The sequence below is a fragment of the Burkholderia sp. AU45388 genome, from assembly GCF_030481585.1.
GTDB lineage: Bacteria > Pseudomonadota > Gammaproteobacteria > Burkholderiales > Burkholderiaceae > Burkholderia > Burkholderia sola.
In genome coordinates this window covers 156,932-175,425 of the sequence record NZ_JAUJPV010000008.1, presented here as the reverse complement: position 1 = coordinate 175,425, position 18,494 = coordinate 156,932, and the positions used below count along the sequence as shown (strand labels likewise).

Annotated in this window: 13 protein-coding genes; 3 read left to right on the top strand and 10 right to left on the bottom strand. The window is 67.5% G+C overall.

From position 1 onward, the window contains the following. Nucleotides 1-7: 7 nt before the first annotated feature. From QZM72_RS16380 to rpsB, 6 genes are all read right to left on the bottom strand, one after another. The gene (locus tag QZM72_RS16380) at nucleotides 8-829 is read right to left on the bottom strand and encodes a phosphatidate cytidylyltransferase (protein WP_089467729.1); all 822 of its coding nucleotides are present in this window, start codon (nucleotides 827-829) and stop codon (nucleotides 8-10) included. Further along, nucleotides 823-1,605, bottom strand: coding sequence for a polyprenyl diphosphate synthase (gene uppS, locus QZM72_RS16375; protein ID WP_089467730.1), 783 nt, complete (start codon nucleotides 1,603-1,605; stop codon nucleotides 823-825). Before uppS ends, QZM72_RS16380 begins: the two co-directional genes overlap by 7 nt. A 47-nt stretch (nucleotides 1,606-1,652) precedes the next feature. Further along, nucleotides 1,653-2,213 (bottom strand): ribosome recycling factor, encoded by a 561-nt coding sequence (gene frr, locus QZM72_RS16370; protein WP_089467731.1) that lies wholly within the window; start codon nucleotides 2,211-2,213, stop codon nucleotides 1,653-1,655. A gap of 104 nt (nucleotides 2,214-2,317) precedes the next feature. Further along, nucleotides 2,318-3,031, bottom strand: a complete 714-nt coding sequence (gene pyrH, locus QZM72_RS16365) for a UMP kinase (RefSeq protein WP_006402648.1) — start codon at nucleotides 3,029-3,031, stop codon at nucleotides 2,318-2,320. A gap of 155 nt (nucleotides 3,032-3,186) precedes the next feature. Continuing rightward, complete coding sequence (tsf, locus tag QZM72_RS16360; RefSeq protein WP_021159104.1) at nucleotides 3,187-4,068, bottom strand: translation elongation factor Ts; 882 nt, start codon at nucleotides 4,066-4,068, stop codon at nucleotides 3,187-3,189. A 162-nt stretch (nucleotides 4,069-4,230) separates the two neighbouring features. Then, entirely contained in the window at nucleotides 4,231-4,971 is a 741-nt protein-coding gene (gene rpsB, locus QZM72_RS16355) for a 30S ribosomal protein S2 (protein WP_069617666.1), read from the bottom strand. A gap of 379 nt (nucleotides 4,972-5,350) precedes the next feature. On the opposite strand from rpsB, the gene map reads away from it, so the two are divergent. The 3 genes from map to QZM72_RS16340 are packed head-to-tail and all read left to right on the top strand — an operon-like array spanning nucleotide 5,351 to nucleotide 10,698. Beyond that, a complete protein-coding gene (gene map / locus QZM72_RS16350; protein ID WP_050012902.1) occupies nucleotides 5,351-6,166 on the top strand; it encodes a type I methionyl aminopeptidase in 816 nt (271 codons plus the stop codon). Nucleotides 6,167-6,212: 46 nt separating this feature from the next. Then, complete coding sequence (locus tag QZM72_RS16345; protein WP_089467732.1) at nucleotides 6,213-8,789, top strand: [protein-PII] uridylyltransferase; 2,577 nt, start codon at nucleotides 6,213-6,215, stop codon at nucleotides 8,787-8,789. A 16-nt stretch (nucleotides 8,790-8,805) separates the two neighbouring features. Then, complete coding sequence (locus QZM72_RS16340) at nucleotides 8,806-10,698, top strand: pseudouridine synthase (RefSeq protein WP_089467733.1); 1,893 nt, start codon at nucleotides 8,806-8,808, stop codon at nucleotides 10,696-10,698. Nucleotides 10,699-10,780: 82 nt separating this feature from the next. Here QZM72_RS16340 and def read toward each other — a convergent pair whose 3' ends face one another. The 4 genes from def to smc all read right to left on the bottom strand — a co-directional run bounded on the left by def (nucleotide 10,781) and on the right by smc (nucleotide 18,436). Beyond that, nucleotides 10,781-11,314, bottom strand: a complete 534-nt coding sequence (gene def / locus QZM72_RS16335) for a peptide deformylase (RefSeq protein WP_301738649.1) — start codon at nucleotides 11,312-11,314, stop codon at nucleotides 10,781-10,783. Further along, a complete protein-coding gene (ligA, locus tag QZM72_RS16330; protein ID WP_301738648.1) occupies nucleotides 11,311-13,386 on the bottom strand; it encodes an NAD-dependent DNA ligase LigA in 2,076 nt (691 codons plus the stop codon). Before ligA ends, def begins: the two co-directional genes overlap by 4 nt. Nucleotides 13,387-13,551: 165 nt before the next feature. Beyond that, the gene (locus QZM72_RS16325) at nucleotides 13,552-14,838 is read right to left on the bottom strand and encodes a cell division protein ZipA C-terminal FtsZ-binding domain-containing protein (protein ID WP_301738647.1); all 1,287 of its coding nucleotides are present in this window, start codon (nucleotides 14,836-14,838) and stop codon (nucleotides 13,552-13,554) included. Nucleotides 14,839-14,923: 85 nt separating this feature from the next. After that, the gene (gene smc / locus QZM72_RS16320) at nucleotides 14,924-18,436 is read right to left on the bottom strand and encodes a chromosome segregation protein SMC (protein WP_301738646.1); all 3,513 of its coding nucleotides are present in this window, start codon (nucleotides 18,434-18,436) and stop codon (nucleotides 14,924-14,926) included. Between the last annotated feature and the right edge of the window lie 58 nt (nucleotides 18,437-18,494).

Sequence of the window (18,494 nt, the reverse complement as noted above, 5' to 3'; positions counted from 1 at the left end):
TAATGGTTTAACCAAGCAGCAGCATCGCGAGCGGCAGCACCGGCAGCAGCGCGTCGACACGATCGAGCACGCCGCCGTGGCCCGGCAGCAATCCGCTCGAATCCTTCACGCCCGCCTGCCGCTTCAGCAGCGACTCGAACAGGTCGCCGATCACGCTGTACGCGACCAGCAGCGTCAGCGCGGCCCACGCGCCGGGCATCCCGTAGCGCGCGCTGAATGCAGAAAACAGGGTCGGTTCGAATACGTGCACGGCCATCGCGACACCGCCGACGACCATCACCGCGAACCAGCCGCCGATCGCGCCTTCCCAGCTCTTGCCGGGGCTGATCGTGATGGCCAGTTTACGCTTTCCGAAGGCCTTGCCCGCGAAGTATGCGCCGATATCGGCCAGCCAGACGACCAGAAGCAGCGACAGCACGAACGGCACGCCCTGCGCGCGGGCGGCGACGAGCGCGTGCCAGCAGGCGGCGAACACGACGAGGCCGGCGGCCAGCAGGAACGGCCGCCAGACGCCGCCCGCCAGCGTGGGCTTGCGCCGCAGCGCGAATGGGCCGACCAGCAGCCAGAACACGCCGGCCGCCATGAAAAGGGGACGGGACGAAGCCGCATCGACGCCGAGCGGCGCGGTGGCCGCGAGCGCGAGCGCCGCGACGCCCGCATAGACGATCGGAGCGGCGCCGCCGAGCTTCAGCAGGCGCGCCCACTCCCACGCGGCGAACACGAGCACGACGCCGATCAGCGCGCCGAATCCGGCGAGCGGCGCGAACAGCGTCACCGGCAGCAGCACCGCCAGCATCACGATCGCCGTGATCACACGGGTTTTCAGCATGAAAGGGAGTCGGCGTTCTGCGATTGCGGTTCGAGCTGCGCACTCGTGCGCCCGAAACGGCGCTCGCGCTCGGTATACGACGCCAGCGCGTCGGCCAGTGCCGCGCCGTCGAAATCCGGCCAGTACTTGTCGGTGAAATAGAATTCGGCGTACGCGAGCTGCCACAGCAGGAAGTTGCTGACGCGCTGCTCGCCGCCGGTGCGGATGAAGAGATCGGGCTCCGGCGCGTAGGCCATCGCCAGGTGCGGCGCGAAGGCGTCCTCGGTCACTTCGACCTCGCGACCTTCGCGCACCGCCTGCTCGATGAGTTTCTTCGTCGCCTGCAGGATGTCCCACCGGCCGCCGTAGTTGGCCGCGATGGTGAGCGTCAGACGGGTATTGCGCGCCGTCTTGGTTTCGGCGCGGCGAATCAGCTCGCGAATGCGCGGCTCGAAACGGTCGAGATCGCCGACGACGCGCAGGCGGATCCCGTTCGCATGCAGTTTGCCCACTTCGCGCTCGAGCGCGGTGATGAACAGCCGCATCAGGAACGACACTTCGTCGTTCGGCCGGCGCCAGTTTTCCGAACTGAACGCGAACAGCGTCAGGTATTCGACGCCGGCGCGCGCACAGCCTTCGACCACCGCCCGCACGGCATCGACGCCGCGGGTGTGCCCCGCGACGCGCGGCAATCGGCGTTCGGTCGCCCAACGGCCGTTGCCGTCCATGATGATCGCGATGTGACGCGGCACGACGCCGACGTCAGGCACGCGAACGGTAGAGCTGGTATAGGTCATGGCCGTTGAGACAGTTGCGGGAAGAAGGCGGCGCGCGAGGACGGTCGTCAGACCGTCATGATCTCGGCTTCCTTGGTCTGCACGAGCTTGTCGATTTCGGCAACGTGCTTGTCGGTCAGCTTCTGCACGTCGTCGCTCGCGCGGCGCTCGTCGTCTTCCGAGATTTCCTTGTCCTTCACGAGCTTCTTGAGCGCTTCGTTCGCGTCGCGGCGCAGGTTGCGAATCGCGACCTTGGCCGTTTCGCCTTCGCTCTTCACGACCTTGGTCAGCTCGCGGCGGCGCTCTTCCGTCAGCGCGGGCATCGGCACGCGGATCAGGTCGCCGGCCGTCGCCGGGTTCAGGCCCAGATCGGCTTCGCGAATGGCCTTCTCGACCTTCGCGACCATGTTCTTTTCCCACGGCTGCACGCCGATCGTGCGCGCGTCGACGAGCGTCAGGTTCGCGACCTGCGAGATCGGCACCATCGAGCCGTAGTAGTCGACCTGCACGTGATCGAGCAGACCGGTGTGTGCACGGCCCGTACGGATCTTGGCCAGATCGTTCTTGAACGCTTCGATCGAGCGCTGCATCTTTTGCTCGACGCCCTTCTTCACATCAGCGACACTCATTTCAACCTCCGAACCTTCAAACCTTCAAAGAACGCGAGCCCCGCCCGGCGCATGTCGCGCGCCGCGGCCGGCAACCCGCGCCGTTCGCCCGCATCCGCGGGAGTTTACACGTGGACGAGCGTACCTTCGTCCTCGCCCAGCACGATGCGCTTGAGCGCGCCCGGCTTGTTGATCGAAAACACGCGAATCGGCAGTTTCTGGTCGCGGCACAGTGCAAACGCCGTTGCGTCCATCACCTGCAGGTTGCGGCTGATCGCCTCGTCGAAGCTGATCGTCGTGTAGCGCGTGGCCGACGGATCCTTCTTCGGATCGGCAGAATATACGCCATCGACCTTGGTCGCCTTCAACACGACTTCCGCGCCCACTTCCGAGCCGCGCAGCGCGGCGGCCGTATCCGTCGTGAAGAACGGGTTGCCGGTGCCGGCCGCGAAGATCACGACACGGCCTTCCTCGAGCTGACGGATCGCACGGGGCCGGATGTACGGCTCGACGACCTGGTCCATGCGCAGCGCGGACTGCACGCGCGCCTCGATGCCGGCGTGGCGCATCGCGTCCTGCAGCGCCAGCGCATTCATCATCGTCGCGAGCATCCCCATGTAGTCGGCCGTCGCGCGGTCCATGCCGGCCGCGCCGCCCGCGACGCCGCGGAAAATATTACCGCCACCGATCACGACCGCAAGCTGCGTCCCGAGACGCACGACTTCGGCGATATCGGCCACCATCCGTTCGATCGTCGCGCGATTGATGCCGAAGGCATCGTCGCCCATCAGCGCTTCGCCGGAGAGTTTGAGGAGGACGCGTTTATAGGCATTGGACATAGGGGCTTCCGAGCGACGAGAGGATGACAACCACGAACTGTAGGGGCGAAATACTGATTCGGGCAAGCGCCGACGACCGGACCGGGGTTCCCGGCCGGCCGGCGGCGCCGCCGGCCGCGGCGGAACGGACGCCCGCCGCGGATACTGCTGACTGCTTACTGCTGCTTGGCTGCTGCGACTTGCGCGGCCACTTCGGCGGCGAAGTCGTCCTGGCGCTTCTCGATGCCTTCGCCGACGACGAACAGCGCAAACTTCTGCACTGCCGCATTCGCTGCCTTCAGCATCTGCTCGATCGTCTGCTTGTCGTTCTTCACGAACGTCTGGTTCAGCAGCGACACTTCCTTCAGGTACTTCTGGACGCTGCCGTCGACCATCTTCGCGACGATTTCAGCCGGCTTGCCCGATTCGGCAGCCTTCTGCTCGGCCACGCGGCGTTCCGTCTCGATCAGTTCCGCCGGCACGTCGGCCGACGACAGCGCGACCGGCTTCATCGCGGCGATGTGCATCGCGACGTCCTTGCCGACCTGCTCTTCCGCGCCCGTGTACTCGACGATCACGCCGATACGCGCGCCGTGCAGGTACGTCGCGATCTTGTTCGCGGTTTCGAAACGGACGAAACGGCGGATCGACACGTTCTCGCCGATCTTGCCGATCAGCGCCAGACGCACTGCGTCGACGGTCGAGCCTTCGAGCGGCAGCGCCGACAGCGCGGCCACGTCGGCCGGGTTCTGCGTCGCGACGAGTTCCGCGACCGTCTTCGAGAACGCGAGGAAGTCGTCGTTCTTCGCGACGAAGTCGGTTTCGCAGTTCAGCTCGACCAGCGCGCCTGCGTTGCCGCCGACGAACGATGCGACGACGCCTTCCGCCGTCACGCGCGATGCGGCCTTGCTCGCCTTGTTGCCGAGCTTGACGCGCAGCAGTTCTTCAGCCTTGGCCAGATCGCCGTCGGCTTCCGTCAGCGCCTTCTTGCATTCCATCATCGGTGCGTCGGTCTTCGCGCGCAGTTCTGCCACCATGCTTGCGGTAATTGCCGCCATCATTCGCTCCTTGAGTCTGTATTCACAACGCCGCCCGCTTGGACGCGAACGGCCGAGATTCGTTTCCGGACCCGCGCCGATTCGGCGCGATCAGGTCCGGCGCACAAGCTTAAAAAAAGGGGGCCTGTTGAGAGCCCCCTTTTTGCGCCGGCTCGGGGCCAGTTACGCGTTTTCCTCGACGTATTCGTCGTCGCCGCGTGCGGCCTGGACCACTTCGTTGACCGCGTTCGCACGGCCTTCGAGGATCGCGTCGGCCACGCCTTCGGCGTACAGCGCGACTGCCTTGCTCGAGTCGTCGTTACCCGGGATCACGTAATCCACACCTTCCGGCGAGTGGTTCGTGTCGACCACGGCGATGACCGGCACGCCCAGCTTGTTCGCTTCCGTGACGGCGATCTTGTGGTAGCCGACGTCGATGACGAAGATCGCGTCCGGAATGCCGCCCATGTCCTTCACGCCGCCGATCGACTTCTGCAGCTTGGCGATTTCGCGTTCGAACAGCAGCGCTTCCTTCTTGCTCATCTTCTCGGTTTCACCCGCTTCGACGGCCGCTTCCATGTCCTTCAGGCGCTTGATCGATACCTTCAGCGTCTTGAAGTTGGTCATCATGCCGCCGAGCCAGCGTGCGTTGACGTACGGCATGCCCGCACGTTGCGCTTCCTGGGCGATCGTGTCACGCGACTGGCGCTTCGTGCCGACGAACAGGATCGTGCCGCGGTTCGCTGCCAGCTGGCGCACGTACTTCTGTGCGTCCGTGAACATCGGCAGCGTCTTTTCGAGGTTGATGATGTGAATCTTGTTGCGGTGACCGAAAATGAACGGAGCCATCTTCGGGTTCCAGAAGCGCGTCTGGTGACCGAAGTGGACACCTGCTTCCAGCATTTGGCGCATCGTGACTGCCATGTAAATTCTCCACGAGGGTTGGGTCTTAAGCCGGCTGCCGTACCGCCGCGCGAACCTGCCCCGAAAGGCGGGAATTCCGCACGGACGGCACCCTGGTTGCGCCGGCTTGCGATTCGGCACGTGCAAAACGCCCGTGCCGTAAGCCTTTCACCGCGATGCCACCCCAAAATGGGGCACGACGGCAAATTTGGATGTCGACTTAGCCAAAGAGTATAGCACGCGGATTTGTCGGCTCTCAAGTCGCGCGGCACTTCCGCTTGCCGCGCGGCAGCGGGCCGGACAATCCTCGAAAACCCGCATCCGCGCGGCCCGCAGGGGCTGCGACGCCCGCCATAAGGTGCGATAATCCGTCAATTCACCGCATTCCAGGCATACCTCGATGGCTATTACGCTCAAAAACGAACACGATATCGCCCAGATGCGCGTCGCCTGCCGTCTCGCGAGCGAAGTGCTCGACTTCATCACGCCGCACGTCGTCGCCGGCGTCACGACCGCCGAACTGGACCGCCTCTGCCACGAGTTCATGCTCAACGAGCAAGGCACGATCCCCGCGCCGCTGAACTATCAGCCGCCCGGCTATCCGCCGTACCCGAAGGCCACCTGCATTTCGGTCAACGACGTGATCTGCCACGGCATTCCCGGCGAGAAGGTGATCAAGAACGGCGACGCGCTGAACATCGACATCACCGTGATCAAGAACGGCTATTTCGGCGACACCAGCCGGATGTTCATCGTCGGCGAGGGCTCGATCCTCGCGAAGCGCCTCGTGCAGACCACCTACGAATGCATGTGGCTCGGCATCGACCAGGTCAAGCCCGGCGCGCACCTCGGCGACATCGGCTACGCGATCCAGAAGCACGCGGAGGCGCAGGGCTACAGCGTCGTGCGCGAATACTGCGGCCACGGCATCGGCACGGTGTTCCACGAGGATCCGCAGGTCGTCCACTACGGCCGCCCGGGCACCGGCATCGAACTGAAGGCCGGGATGATCTTCACGATCGAGCCGATGATCAACGCCGGCAAGCGCGACATCCGCACGATGCCCGACCAGTGGACGGTCAAGACGCGCGACCGCAGCCTGTCCGCGCAGTGGGAGCACACGGTGCTCGTCACCGAAACCGGCTACGAAGTGCTGACCGTGTCGGCCGGCACGCCGGCGCGCCCCGTGTTCGCGCAGCCGGCCGCCGCCGTCTGAGCGCCGCCGCCCCAGCCCGCCCCACCCCGCCCCCGAACGGTCGCCCATGAGCGCTCACGCTGCCCCCTCGCCCGAAGCGCTGTCCCGGCGCGCCGAATTCAAGGCCGCCAAGACGGCGATGCTCGAGCGCTTTCGCCGCGCGGCGAACGTCGCGCCGCTGATGCACGCGCTGTCGAAACTCACCGACGACGCGTTGAAGCGCGTGTGGGACGATTGCGGGCTGCCCGCGACGCTCGCGCTCGTCGCCGTCGGCGGCTACGGGCGCGGCGAGCTCGCGCCCTATTCGGACGTCGACATCCTCGTGCTGCTGCCCGATGCGCACGACGCGGCGCTCGACGCGCGCATCGAGCGCTTCATTGGCATGGCGTGGGACCTCGGCCTCGAGATCGGCAGCAGCGTGCGGACGGTCGCGCAGTGCATCGAGGAGGCGTCGCAGGACGTCACGGTGCAGACCTCGCTGCTGGAAGCGCGCCGCATCGTCGGCAGCACCGCGCTGTTCGAGCGCTTCACCGTGCGCTACCACGAAGCGCTCGACGCCCGCGCGTTCTTCACCGCGAAGGTGCTCGAGATGCGCCAGCGCCACGCGAAGTGCCAGGACACGCCGTACAGCCTCGAACCGAACGTGAAGGAAAGCCCCGGCGGGCTGCGCGACCTGCAGACGATCCTGTGGATCGCGCGCGCGGCCGGCTTCGGCAGCAGCTGGCGCGAACTCGACACGCGCGGCCTCATCACCGACCGCGAAGCGCGCGAGCTGCGCCGCAACGAAGGCTTCCTGAAGACGCTGCGCGCGCGGCTGCACGTGATCGCCGGGCGCCGCCAGGACATGCTCGTGTTCGACCTGCAGACGCAGGCCGCCGAGAGCTTCGGCTACCAGCCCACGCAGGCCAAGCGCGCGAGCGAACAGCTGATGCGCCGCTACTACTGGGCCGCGAAAGCCGTCACGCAGCTGGCGACGATCCTGATCCAGAACATCGAGGCGCAGCTCTTCCCCGCGACGAGCGGCATCACGCGCGTGCTGTCGGCCGATCGCTTCGTCGAGAAACAGGGGATGCTCGAGATCGTCGACGACGGCGTGTTCGAGCGCCATCCCGACGCGATCCTCGAAGCGTTCCTGCTGTACGAAACGACGCGCGGCGTGAAGGGCCTGTCCGCCCGGACGCTGCGTGCGCTGTACAACTCGCGCGAAATCATGAACAACGCGTGGCGCCGCGATCCGCAGAACCGCGCCACGTTCATGCGGATCCTGCAGCAGCCCGAAGGCATCACGCACGCGTTCCGGCTGATGAACCAGACGAGCGTGCTCGGCCGCTACCTGCTGAACTTCCGCCGCATCGTCGGCCAGATGCAGCACGACCTGTACCACGTGTACACGGTCGATCAGCACATCCTGATGGTGTTGCGCAATATCCGCCGCTTCGCGGTGGCCGAGCATGCGCACGAGTATCCGTTCTGCAGCCAGTTGATCGGCAACTTCGAGCGCCCATGGGTGCTGTATGTCGCGGCGCTGTTCCACGACATCGCGAAGGGCCGCGGCGGCGATCACTCGACGCTCGGGATGGCCGACGCGCGGCGCTTCTGCCGCGAGCACGGGATCGCCGCCGAGGACGCCGCGCTGATCGTATGGCTCGTTCAGCATCACCTGACGATGAGCCAGGTCGCGCAGAAGCAGGATACGAGCGACCCCGAAGTCATCAAGCGTTTCGCCGAAGTCGTCGGTAACGAACGGTACCTGACCGCGCTCTACCTGCTGACCGTCGCCGATATCCGCGGCACCAGCCCGAAGGTGTGGAACACGTGGAAGGGCAAGCTGCTCGAGGATCTCTACCGCATCACGCTCGCGGTGCTCGGCGGCGCGAATCCCGACGCGCATTCGGAACTGAAGTCGCGGCAGGAGCAGGCGCTCGCGCTGCTGCGCCTGGAAACCGTGCCCGACGATGCGCACCGCGCGTTGTGGGATCAGCTCGACGTCGGCTTCTTCCTGCGTCACGACGCGGCCGACATCGCGTGGCAGACACGCGTGCTGTACCGGCACGTGAACGCCGAAACCGCGATCGTCCGCGCGCGGCCGTCGCCGATCGGCGACGCGCTGCAAGTGCTCGTGTACGTGAAGGACCGCCCCGATCTGTTCGCGGGCATCTGCGCGTATTTCGACCGCAACGGGCTGTCGGTGCTCGATGCGCGCGTCAGCACGACGCGGCACGGCTATGCACTCGACAACTTCATCGTCACGCAGACCGAACGCGACGTGCGCTACCGCGACATCGCGAATCTCGTCGAGCAGCAGCTCGCGACGCGGCTCGCCGAAACGGCCACGCTGCCGGAGCCGTCGAAGGGCCGCCTGTCGAGGCTGTCCCGGACGTTTCCGATCACGCCGCGCGTCGACCTGCGGGCCGACGAGCGCGGTCAGTACTACATCCTGTCCGTGTCGGCCAACGACCGGCCGGGCCTTCTCTATTCGATCGCGCGCGTACTCGCCGAACATCGGATCGGCGTCCATGCGGCGCGGATCAATACGCTCGGCGAGCGCGTCGAAGACATCTTCCTGCTCGCGGGCGCCGGCCTGTCCGACAACCGCCTGCAGATCCAGCTCGAAACCGAATTGCTGCGTGCGATCGCAGTCTGAATGAATCCCAGCGTTTATGCGCACCAAATTAACCGTCAAGAATCCGAAGCCGGCGTCGCCGACCCGCGCCCCTGTCCGCTCCGGCAGCCTCGTCGCCCGTAAGGCGGTGCGTCCCGCCGCGCCGCCCCCGGGGGACAAGCCCGCCCGTCCGAAGAAGGCGCCGGCGGCCGCCGCCACCGGCGAGCGCTCGTTCAAGCCGCGCGGCGCCGCCGGCGCAGAACGCCCGGGCGCGGATCGCGCACCGGCCAAGCGCGCGCCGCGTGACGGTAGCGCCGAACGCGGCACGCGCGCCCCGTATCGCGACAATGCGGCCAGCGAAGGCGCGAAGCGCAGCTTCGGCGACCGCCGTCCGTCGTCGGATCGGCCGCCGCGTCGCAGCGATGACGATGCACGGCCGCGTCGCGCAGCAGGTGACGACAGCAAGCGCCCGTCCTACCGCGACAAGCCCGCCGGCGAAGGCCCGAAGCGCAGCTTCGGCGACCGCCGTCCGTCGTCGGATCGCCCACCGCGCCGCAGCGATGACGATGCCCCTCCGCGCCGCGCAGCAGGTGGCGATGACAGCAAGCGCCCGTCCTACCGCGACAAGCCCGCCGGCGAAGGCGGGAAGCGCAGCTTCGGCGATCGCCGTCCGTCGTCGGATCGCCCACCGCGCCGCAACGATGACGATGCCCGTCCGCGCCGCGCAGCAGGTGGCGACGACAGCAAGCGCCCGTCCTACCGCGACAAGCCCGCCGGCGAAGGTGCGAAACGCAGCTTCGGCGACCGCCGCACGTCGTCCGACCGCCCTGCTCGTCGCAACGATGACGATGCACGTCCGCGCCGCGCAGCAGCCGGTGACGACAGCAAGCGCCCGTCCTACCGCGACAAGCCCGCCGGCGAAGGTGCGAAACGCAGCTTCGGCGACCGCCGCACGTCGTCCGACCGCCCTGCTCGTCGCAACGATGACGATGCACGTCCGCGCCGCGCAGCAGGTGGCGACGACAGCAAGCGCCCGTCCTACCGCGACAAGCCCTCTGGCGAAGGCGCGAAGCGCAGCTTCGGCGATCGCCCGGCCCGCCCCGCACGCGACGGCGAGCGCCGTTCGTTCGGTACGGTGAAGACCGCGCAACCCGTCAAGCGCGCAGCAGCCGACGTCGACTACGGCGACGAAACGGGCCTGATGCGCCTGTCGAAGCGAATGTCCGAACTCGGCATGTGCTCGCGCCGCGAAGCCGACGAATGGATCGAAAAGGGCTGGGTGCTCGTCGACGGCGAACGCATCGACACGCTCGGCACCAAGGTGCGCGCCGACCAGAAGATCGAGATCGACGAGCGCGCGAGCGCCGCTCAGGCCGCGCAGGTGACGATCTTGCTGCACAAGCCGGTCGGCTACGTGTCGGGTCAAGCGGAAGACGGCTACGAGCCGGCGGCCGTGCTGATCACGCGCGCGAACCGCTGGAGCGGCGATCATTCGCCGGTGCGCTTCTCCCCGCAGCACCTGCATGCGCTCGCACCGGCCGGCCGTCTCGACATCGACTCCACCGGCCTGCTCGTGCTCACGCAAAACGGCGTGATCGCGAAGCAGCTGATCGGCGAACAGTCGGACATCGACAAGGAATACCTGGTGCGCGTGCGCTTCGGCGAACGCCTGATCGACATCGACCAGCACTTCCCGGCGGAATCGCTCGCGAAGCTGCGCCACGGCCTCGAGCTCGACGGCGTCGCGCTGAAGCCGGCGCTGGTGAGCTGGCAGAACGGCGAGCAGTTGCGCTTCGTGCTGCGCGAAGGCAAGAAGCGCCAGATCCGCCGCATGTGCGAACTGGTTGGCCTCGACGTGATCGGCCTGAAGCGCGTGCGGATGGGCCGCGTGATGCTCGGCGCGCTGCCGCAGGGCCAATGGCGCTACCTGTCCGCCGACGAGACGTTCTGACCGCAAGCGCACCACGTACGCCACGCAATGAAAAAGAGCCCGCTTCAAGCGGGCTTTTTCTTTTCCCCGCGAGGGCGGCCGATCAGTCGTCGTCGGCCGGGTCGAGCCCCGGGAACAGCACCTCGGTGAACCCGAAGCGCGTGAAGTCGGTGATCCGCATCGGGTACAGCTTGCCGATCAGGTGATCGTATTCGTGCTGGACCACGCGTGCGTGGAACCCCTCGGCGACGCGATCGATCTTCTGGCCGAACTGGTCGAAGCCGCTGTAGCGCACCTTCGCGTAGCGGCTGACGACGCCGCGCATGCCCGGCACCGACAGGCAGCCTTCCCAGCCCTCTTCCATGTCCGGCGGCAGGTACTCGACCTTCGGGTTGATCAGCACGGTCTCGGGCACCGGCGGCGCATCCGGGTAGCGGTTGTTGTTGCCGAAGCCGAAGATGATGATCTGCAGTCCGATGCCGATCTGCGGCGCGGCCAAGCCGGCGCCGTTCGCGTGATGCATCGTCTCGAACATGTCCGCGACGATCTCGTGCAGCTCGGGTGTATCGAACCGCCCGACCGGCTCGGCGATTTCGAGCAGGCGCGGATCGCCCATCTTCAGGATCTCGCGAATCATGGCGTATTGCCCTCCAGGAGTTGGTGCAGGCCGTCTTCGTCCAGCACGGGGATGCCGAGTTCCTCGGCCTTCGCGAGCTTGCTGCCGGCTTCGGCGCCCGCGACCACGTAATCCGTCTTCTTCGATACCGAACCGGCCACCTTGGCGCCGGCCGCTTCGAGCATCTCCTTCGCCGCATCGCGCGTGAGATTCGGCAGCGTGCCCGTCAGCACGACCGTCTTGCCGGCCAGCACGCCCTGCGGCGCCTTCGGCGCGGGCGGCCCTTCCGGCCACGTGACCTTGCCGGGCGCGCGCAACTGCTCGATCACCGTGCGGTTGTGCTCTTCCGCGAAGAACTGGTGAATCGACTCGGCGACGATCGGCCCGACGTCGTTGACTTCGAGCAGTTCCTCGATCGACGCATCCATGATCGGCGTCAGAGAGCCGAAATGCTTCGCGAGATCCTTCGCGGTCGATTCGCCGACATGGCGGATGCCGAGCCCGTAGATGAAGCGCGCGAGCGTCGTGTGCTTCGCCTTCTCGAGCGAATCGAGCAGATTCTGCGCGGACTTCTCGGCGAACCGGTCGAGCTCGGCGAGCGTCGCGAAACCGAGATTGAACAGGTCGGCCGGCGTACGCACGAGATTCAGCTCGACGAGCTGGTCGATGATCTTCTCGCCGAGGCCGTCGATGTCGAGCGCGCGGCGCTGCGCGAAATGCCACAGCGCCTGCTTGCGCTGCGCCGGGCAGAACAGCCCGCCCGTGCAGCGCGCGATCGCCTCGTCCGGCAGGCGCTCGATCTTCGAGCCGCACACCGGGCATTCGGTCGGCATCACGAATTCGGCCGCGTCCGCCGGGCGCCGGTCGAGCAGCGCGCCGACGACTTCCGGAATCACGTCGCCGGCACGGCGCACGATCACGGTGTCGCCGATCCGGATGTCCTTGCGGCGCACTTCGTCCTCGTTGTGCAGCGTCGCATTGGTCACGGTCGCACCGCCGACGAAGACCGGCTCGAGACGCGCGACCGGCGTGATCGCGCCCGTGCGGCCGACCTGAACCTCGATCGCGACGAGCTTCGTCAGCGCTTCCTGCGCGGGGAACTTGTGCGCGAGCGCGAAGCGCGGCGCACGCGACACGAAGCCGAGGCGCTCCTGCTCGTCACGCCGGTTGACCTTGTAGACGACGCCGTCGATGTCGTACGGCAGCGACTCGCGCTTCTCGCCGACCTTGCGGAAGAACTCGAGCAGCCCTTCGGCGCCGTGCACGACCGCACGCTCGCGGTTCACGGGCAGGCCGAACGCCTCGTACCAGTCGAGCAGCGCGCTGTGCGTGTCGGGCATCGGCATCCCGTCGAGCACGCCGATCCCGTACGCGAAGAACGACAGCGGCCGCTGCGCGGTGATCTTCGAGTCGAGCTGGCGCAGGCTGCCGGCCGCCGCGTTGCGCGGGTTCGCGAATTCGCGCTGCTCGGCCGCGCGCTGGCGTTCGTTCAGGCGTGCGAAATCGCGCTTGAACATCAGCACCTCGCCGCGCACGTCGAGCACCGCCGGCACGTGCTTGCCCTTCAGCTTCAGCGGAATCGAACGGATCGTGCGCACGTTCTCGGTCACGTCCTCGCCCGTCGTCCCGTCGCCGCGCGTCGCGGCCTGCACGAACACGCCTTGCTCGTAGCGCAGCGAAATCGCGAGGCCGTCGAACTTCAGTTCGCACGCGTATTCGACGGGGTCCGTCACCGAGCCGGCGAGATCGGTCGTCTTCGCGAGCGCGTCGGCGATGCGCTTGTCGAACGCGACGATGTCCTCGTCGGCGAAGCCGTTGTTCAGCGACAGCATCGGCGCATCGTGGACGACCGGCGTGAAGCCGCCGGCCGCTTCGCCGCCGACGCGCTGCGTCGGTGAATCGGGCGTCACGAGTTCGGGATGGTCGGTTTCGAGCTGCTGCAGCTCACGGAACAGCCGGTCGTATTCGGCGTCGGGCAGATCCGGCTGGTCGAGCACGTAATAGGCGTAGTTTGCCCGCTCGAGTTGGTCGCGCAGCCACGCGGCGCGCGCGTCGGGCTGGCTGGCTGGCGGTTCGGCTTGGGTTCGGGCCATGCTGGCGGCAGAGTCGTTCTGAAAAAATCGGTTTTCCGATTATCTCAGTTTGACGCCGCGGCGGGGCACGCAATGCGGGCCCGATGACGTGCTGCAGCGCACACCGCACGGTGTGCGCCGCGGAGACGAAAGACGGCGCCGAAAACCGCCGTCCGCGCCTTCGCGTTACTGGCTGAACAGGCGGCGCGTGACCGGCGAACCGGCCGGGATGCCGGCTTCCTCGAGCTTCGCGTACAGCTTCATCAGCTGCTGCTCGATCGCGAGCAGCGTCGACTCCGGCAGCGGCCGGCGCGAATCGTCGACGACGCGCGCGCCGATCCGCTCGGACAGCGACTTCGCGTAATCGCACATCAGCCGGAACGGCAGGATGTCCTCTTCGGCCACCGGCACGTCGAGCACCAGCGTGATCATGTTGCCGCCCTTGTACGTGAGGTCGTCGCGCAGGAAGTTCGTATCGCCGAACTGCAGCATGAACACCGGATTCTGCTTCGCGTCGAGCTTCACGAAGCGCGTGCCGTCGCGCGACAGCAGCAGCCCGTCCTGCGACGCGACCGCCTGCACGTAGTTCGCGGACCACGGCGCGCCGTCCGACATCACGTTGATCGACAGTTGCGCGTCGCACTGCGCGGCAAACGCGTCGAGTTCGCGCGCCATCGCGACCGTTTCCATCATGTCCGGGAATTCCGGCGCGCCGTCGATCGCGTCGGCGAACTGCTGGACGCCCGTCACGAATTCGGAAAATTCGAGTTCGTTCAGCGCGCCGCTGCGGTTCGCAAGCTGCGCGGCCGCGCGCAGCTCTTCGTAGCGCACGCCGTTCTGCAGCAACTCCCACTGGCCGCCTTCCGGCTTGCCTTCGATATGCACGGGCTTGCTGCCCGCGCGGCGCAGCCGCTGCGCGACCGGCAGGATCTTGTCGCCCGGCAGCGGGCCGGTGAGGCGGATCGGCACGATGCAGTCGATCCGGCGATCGACGATCGCGGGCGGCGCGGACGAGATCGTCGTCGCCGCCGGCATCACCGGTTCGGTCGGGCCGGCCGGTTCGGCTGCCGCTTCATGCGCGGCGGCGGCCACGGCTTCTTCGCCGGCAATCGGCTCGGTCGATTCGGACGACGTATCGGCCCCCGTCGCCTCGGCCTGCAGGTCGGCCGGCGTATCGGCCGGCGCCGCGCCGCTCGCGGCCCCGCCGAACGTCGGCTCCACGCGCGCGGCTTCGGTCGCGGCGACAGCCGCCGCGACCGGTGCCGCGGGCTCGCGGCGCACCGGCTGACGTACCGGCTCGATGAACGGCAACTCTTCGTCGCGCTCGGGGCGGTTCATTGCCTCGACCGCTTCCTCCGGCATCGGGCGCGGCATCCTGCGCCGCACTTTCGCGCCCTGCCATGCGTTGTAGACCACGACGCCGCCCACCACGACGGCGCCCGCGCCGATCAAACCGAGTGTCAACTCGTCCATGCACGCTCCATCAGCAATTCTTTTTCGTCGGGACCGCGAACGGGCGCCCATGCGCCGCGCGAACGCGGTCCGGTTTCGTCAAACGTCAATTCTGGGCAAAACCCGCGGCGGTTTCCATGTCCACCGCGACGATCCGCGACACGCCCTGCTCCTGCATCGTCACGCCGATCAGTTGCTGCGCCATCTCCATCGCGATCTTGTTGTGCGAGATGAACAGGAACTGCGTCTTGTCGGACATCGCGCGCACCAGATTCGCGAAACGTTCGGTGTTCGCGTCGTCCAGCGGCGCGTCGACCTCGTCGAGCAGACAGAACGGCGCGGGGTTCAGCTGGAACATCGCGAACACCAGCGCGGTCGCGGTCAGCGCCTTCTCGCCGCCCGACAGCAGGTGAATCGTCGCGTTCTTCTTGCCGGGCGGCTGCGCCATCACCTGCACGCCGGCATCGAGAATCTCGTCGCCCGTCATGATCAGCTTCGCCTGGCCGCCGCCGAACAGGCGCGGGAACAGGTCGCTGAAATGACGGTTGACCTCGTCGAAGGTGCCCTGCAGCAGCGTGCGGGTTTCCTGGTCGATCTTGTGGATCGCGTCCTCGAGCGTCGTGATCGCGTCGATCAGGTCGGCCGACTGCGCATCGAGGAACACCTTGCGCTCGCTCGCTGCCTTCAGCTCGTCGAGCGCGGCCATGTTCACGGGGCCGAGCGCGTTGATCGCGTTGTTCAGGCGCGTGACTTCGCCCTGCAGGTACGACGGCTTCAGATCCGGCGTCAGCTTCGCGGCCAGTGCGGTTTCGTCGACTTCGGCCGTGGCGAGCTGCTCGGCGAACTGCTCGACGGACAGGCGCGCGGCCTGCTCCTTCAGCTGCAGCTCGGTGATGCGGTCGCGCAGCGGTTGCAGCGAACGCTCGGCGACGAGCCGCTGCTCGTCCGACGCACGCAGCTTCGCGGTGAGATCGTCGAGCTCGATCCGCGCGGCCTGCAGCGCTTCTTCCTTCACCGCGCGAATCTCGAGCGCGTCCTGCAGGCCCGTGTGCGCGGTCTGCTCGTTGATCGTCTCGAGTTCGGCGCGCGCGTCTTCCAGCGACGCGGCGACGCGCTCGCTCTGCTCGTGCGCGACCTGGATCGTGCGCTTGAGCTCGTCGATCCGGGTCACCGCGTTGCGTGCGGCGAAGCGCGCGTCGTTCGCGCCGCGCTCCAGGTCGCGCGCTTCCTGACGCGCCTGCGTCAGCGATTCGTCGAGCGACTCGAACGCGAGCTGGTTGTCCTCGAAGCGCGCCTGCAGTTCCGCGAGCTCGCCGTCGAAGCGCTCGAAATTCGCTTCCGACTCCGCGCGCAGCGCACGCTGCTCTTCGATCTGCGCGCCGATTTCCTCGAGTTCCTCGCGGATCTGCGTGCTGCGCTGCGTGTAGCGTTCGTGCGCCTGCGCGAGCTTGAGCACATCCATCTGCAACGCATGCACGCGCTGCGTCGCGCGTTCGGCTTGCGCGCGCACGTCGCCGAGCGCCTGCGTGGCCTGCGTATGCGCGGCTTCCGCCCGCACGGCGGCCGTGCGCGCCTCGTCGGCGAGCAGCGCCTGCGCGCGCACCTGGCGCGCCAGGTTTTCGATTTCCTGCTGGCGGGCCAGCATCCCGGCCTGCTCCGAATCGGCCGCATACAACTGCACGCCGACCCGCGTGACGATATGGCCGGCCTTGACGACGAACGCGCCGCCTGCCGGCAGTTGCGTGCGCGCCGCGAGCGCCTGCGCGACGTCGTCGGCGACGTATACGTTGCCGAGCCAGTCGTTCAGCACCGCGCGAATGCCCGCATCGTCGATACGCACGAGCGACAGCACCGGGCGCAGCCCGGCCACCGCGGCGGGCGTCTCGCCGGCCGCGGGCGGCGCGTAGAACGCGAGCTTCGCGGGCGGCGCATCGGTCGCGAATGCCTTCACCCAGTCGAGATTCGACACTTCGAGCGCGGCGAGGCGCTCGCGCAGCACGGCCTCGAGCGCCGCTTCCCAGCCGGTCTCGACGTGCAGCTTCTTCCACAGACGCGGCAGCGCGCCGAGCTCGTGCTTGTCGAGCCACGGCTGGATCTTGCCCTCGGTCTGCACGTTCTCCTGCAGTTGCTTCAGCGCGGCGAGACGCGCCTCGAGCTGGTGGATCTGGGCGGCTTCGGCCTGCACGCGCTCCTGCGCGGCGCGGCGTTCGCCGTCGAGGCGCGGCACCGTTTCCTGCGCGTCGGCCAGGCGGGCCTGCGCTTCCGCGAGAATCTCTTCCTGCTCGGCCAGTTGCATGCGCAGCTCTTCGAGCTGCGTCTCGTCCGGCGCGTCGAGCCCGCCCGCTTCGCTCTTCAGGCGCTCGTGGCGCTGCTGAAGCTGCTGGAGCTGCTGGTCGGCGTTGCGCTGATGCGCGGCTTCGAGCTTCAGCGACTGCTCGGTCTGCGCGATCCGCGCGCGCTCGTCGTTGAGCTGCGCCTGCGCGTCGCGCCACTTCGCCTCGAGCGCCGGCAGCGCATCGTGCTTGGCGGCCGCGTTGTCTTCGGCGAGCGCGGCCTTCTCGTCGGCCATCGCGCGCGCTTCTTCGGCTTCCTCGAGCTCGTCCTGCGACTTCTCGGCCTGCGCGCGCCACTGCTCGCGTTGCGCGTTCAGCGCGGCGATCTGCGCCTGCACGCGATTGCGCGATTCGACGATGAACTTGATCTCGGCTTCGAGGCGGCTCACCTCGGCGTTCGCTTCGTAGAGCGCGCCCTGCGCGCCCTGCATCGCATCGCTCGCCGAGTAGTGCGCGACGCGCAGCGTCTCGAGCTGCGCCTCGACTTCGCGCAGCTTCGCCGTCTGCGCCTCGAGGTCGATCTGCGCCTGTTCGATCGCGCGCTGCTGCTTCTGCTGCTCGCCGGCGGCCTCGTTCTTGCGCAGCAGCCACAAGAGGCGCTGCTTCTCCTCGCCGTCGGCGACGAGTTCCTTGTACTTGGTCGCGACCACCGCCTGCGCCTCGAGCTTTTCGAGGTTCGCGCCGAGTTCGCGGACGATGTCCTCGACGCGCGTCAGGTTCTCGCGCGTGTCGTGCAGACGGTTCTCGGTTTCGCGACGGCGTTCCTTGTACTTCGACACGCCGGCGGCTTCCTCGAGGAACACGCGCAGCTCTTCCGGCTTCGCCTCGATGATCCGCGCGATCATGCCCTGCCCGATGATCGCGTACGCGCGCGGGCCGAGGCCGGTGCCGAGGAAGATGTCCTGGATGTCGCGGCGGCGCGCCGGCAGGTTGTTGATGTAGTAGCTCGACGTGCCGTCGCGCGTCAGCACGCGCTTCACGGCGATCTCGCCGTACTGGCCCCACTGCCCGGCCGCGCGGCCATCGGAGTTGTCGAAGATCAGTTCGACGCTGGCCCGGCTGCCGGGCTTGCGGGCGGTCGAACCGTTGAAGATCACGTCCTGCATCGATTCGCCGCGCAGCTCGGACGCGCGCGACTCGCCGAGCACCCAGCGCACGGCGTCGATGATGTTGGACTTGCCGCATCCGTTCGGGCCGACCACGCCGACAAGCTGGCCCGGAACCTGGAAATGCGTGGGATCGACGAAGGATTTGAAGCCAGCGAGTTTGATCGAGCTCAGACGCACGGCGGTATCGGATGTGAAGAAGGTGTGAAACGGACGGGGCCGCGCGGAGCGGGGCCGC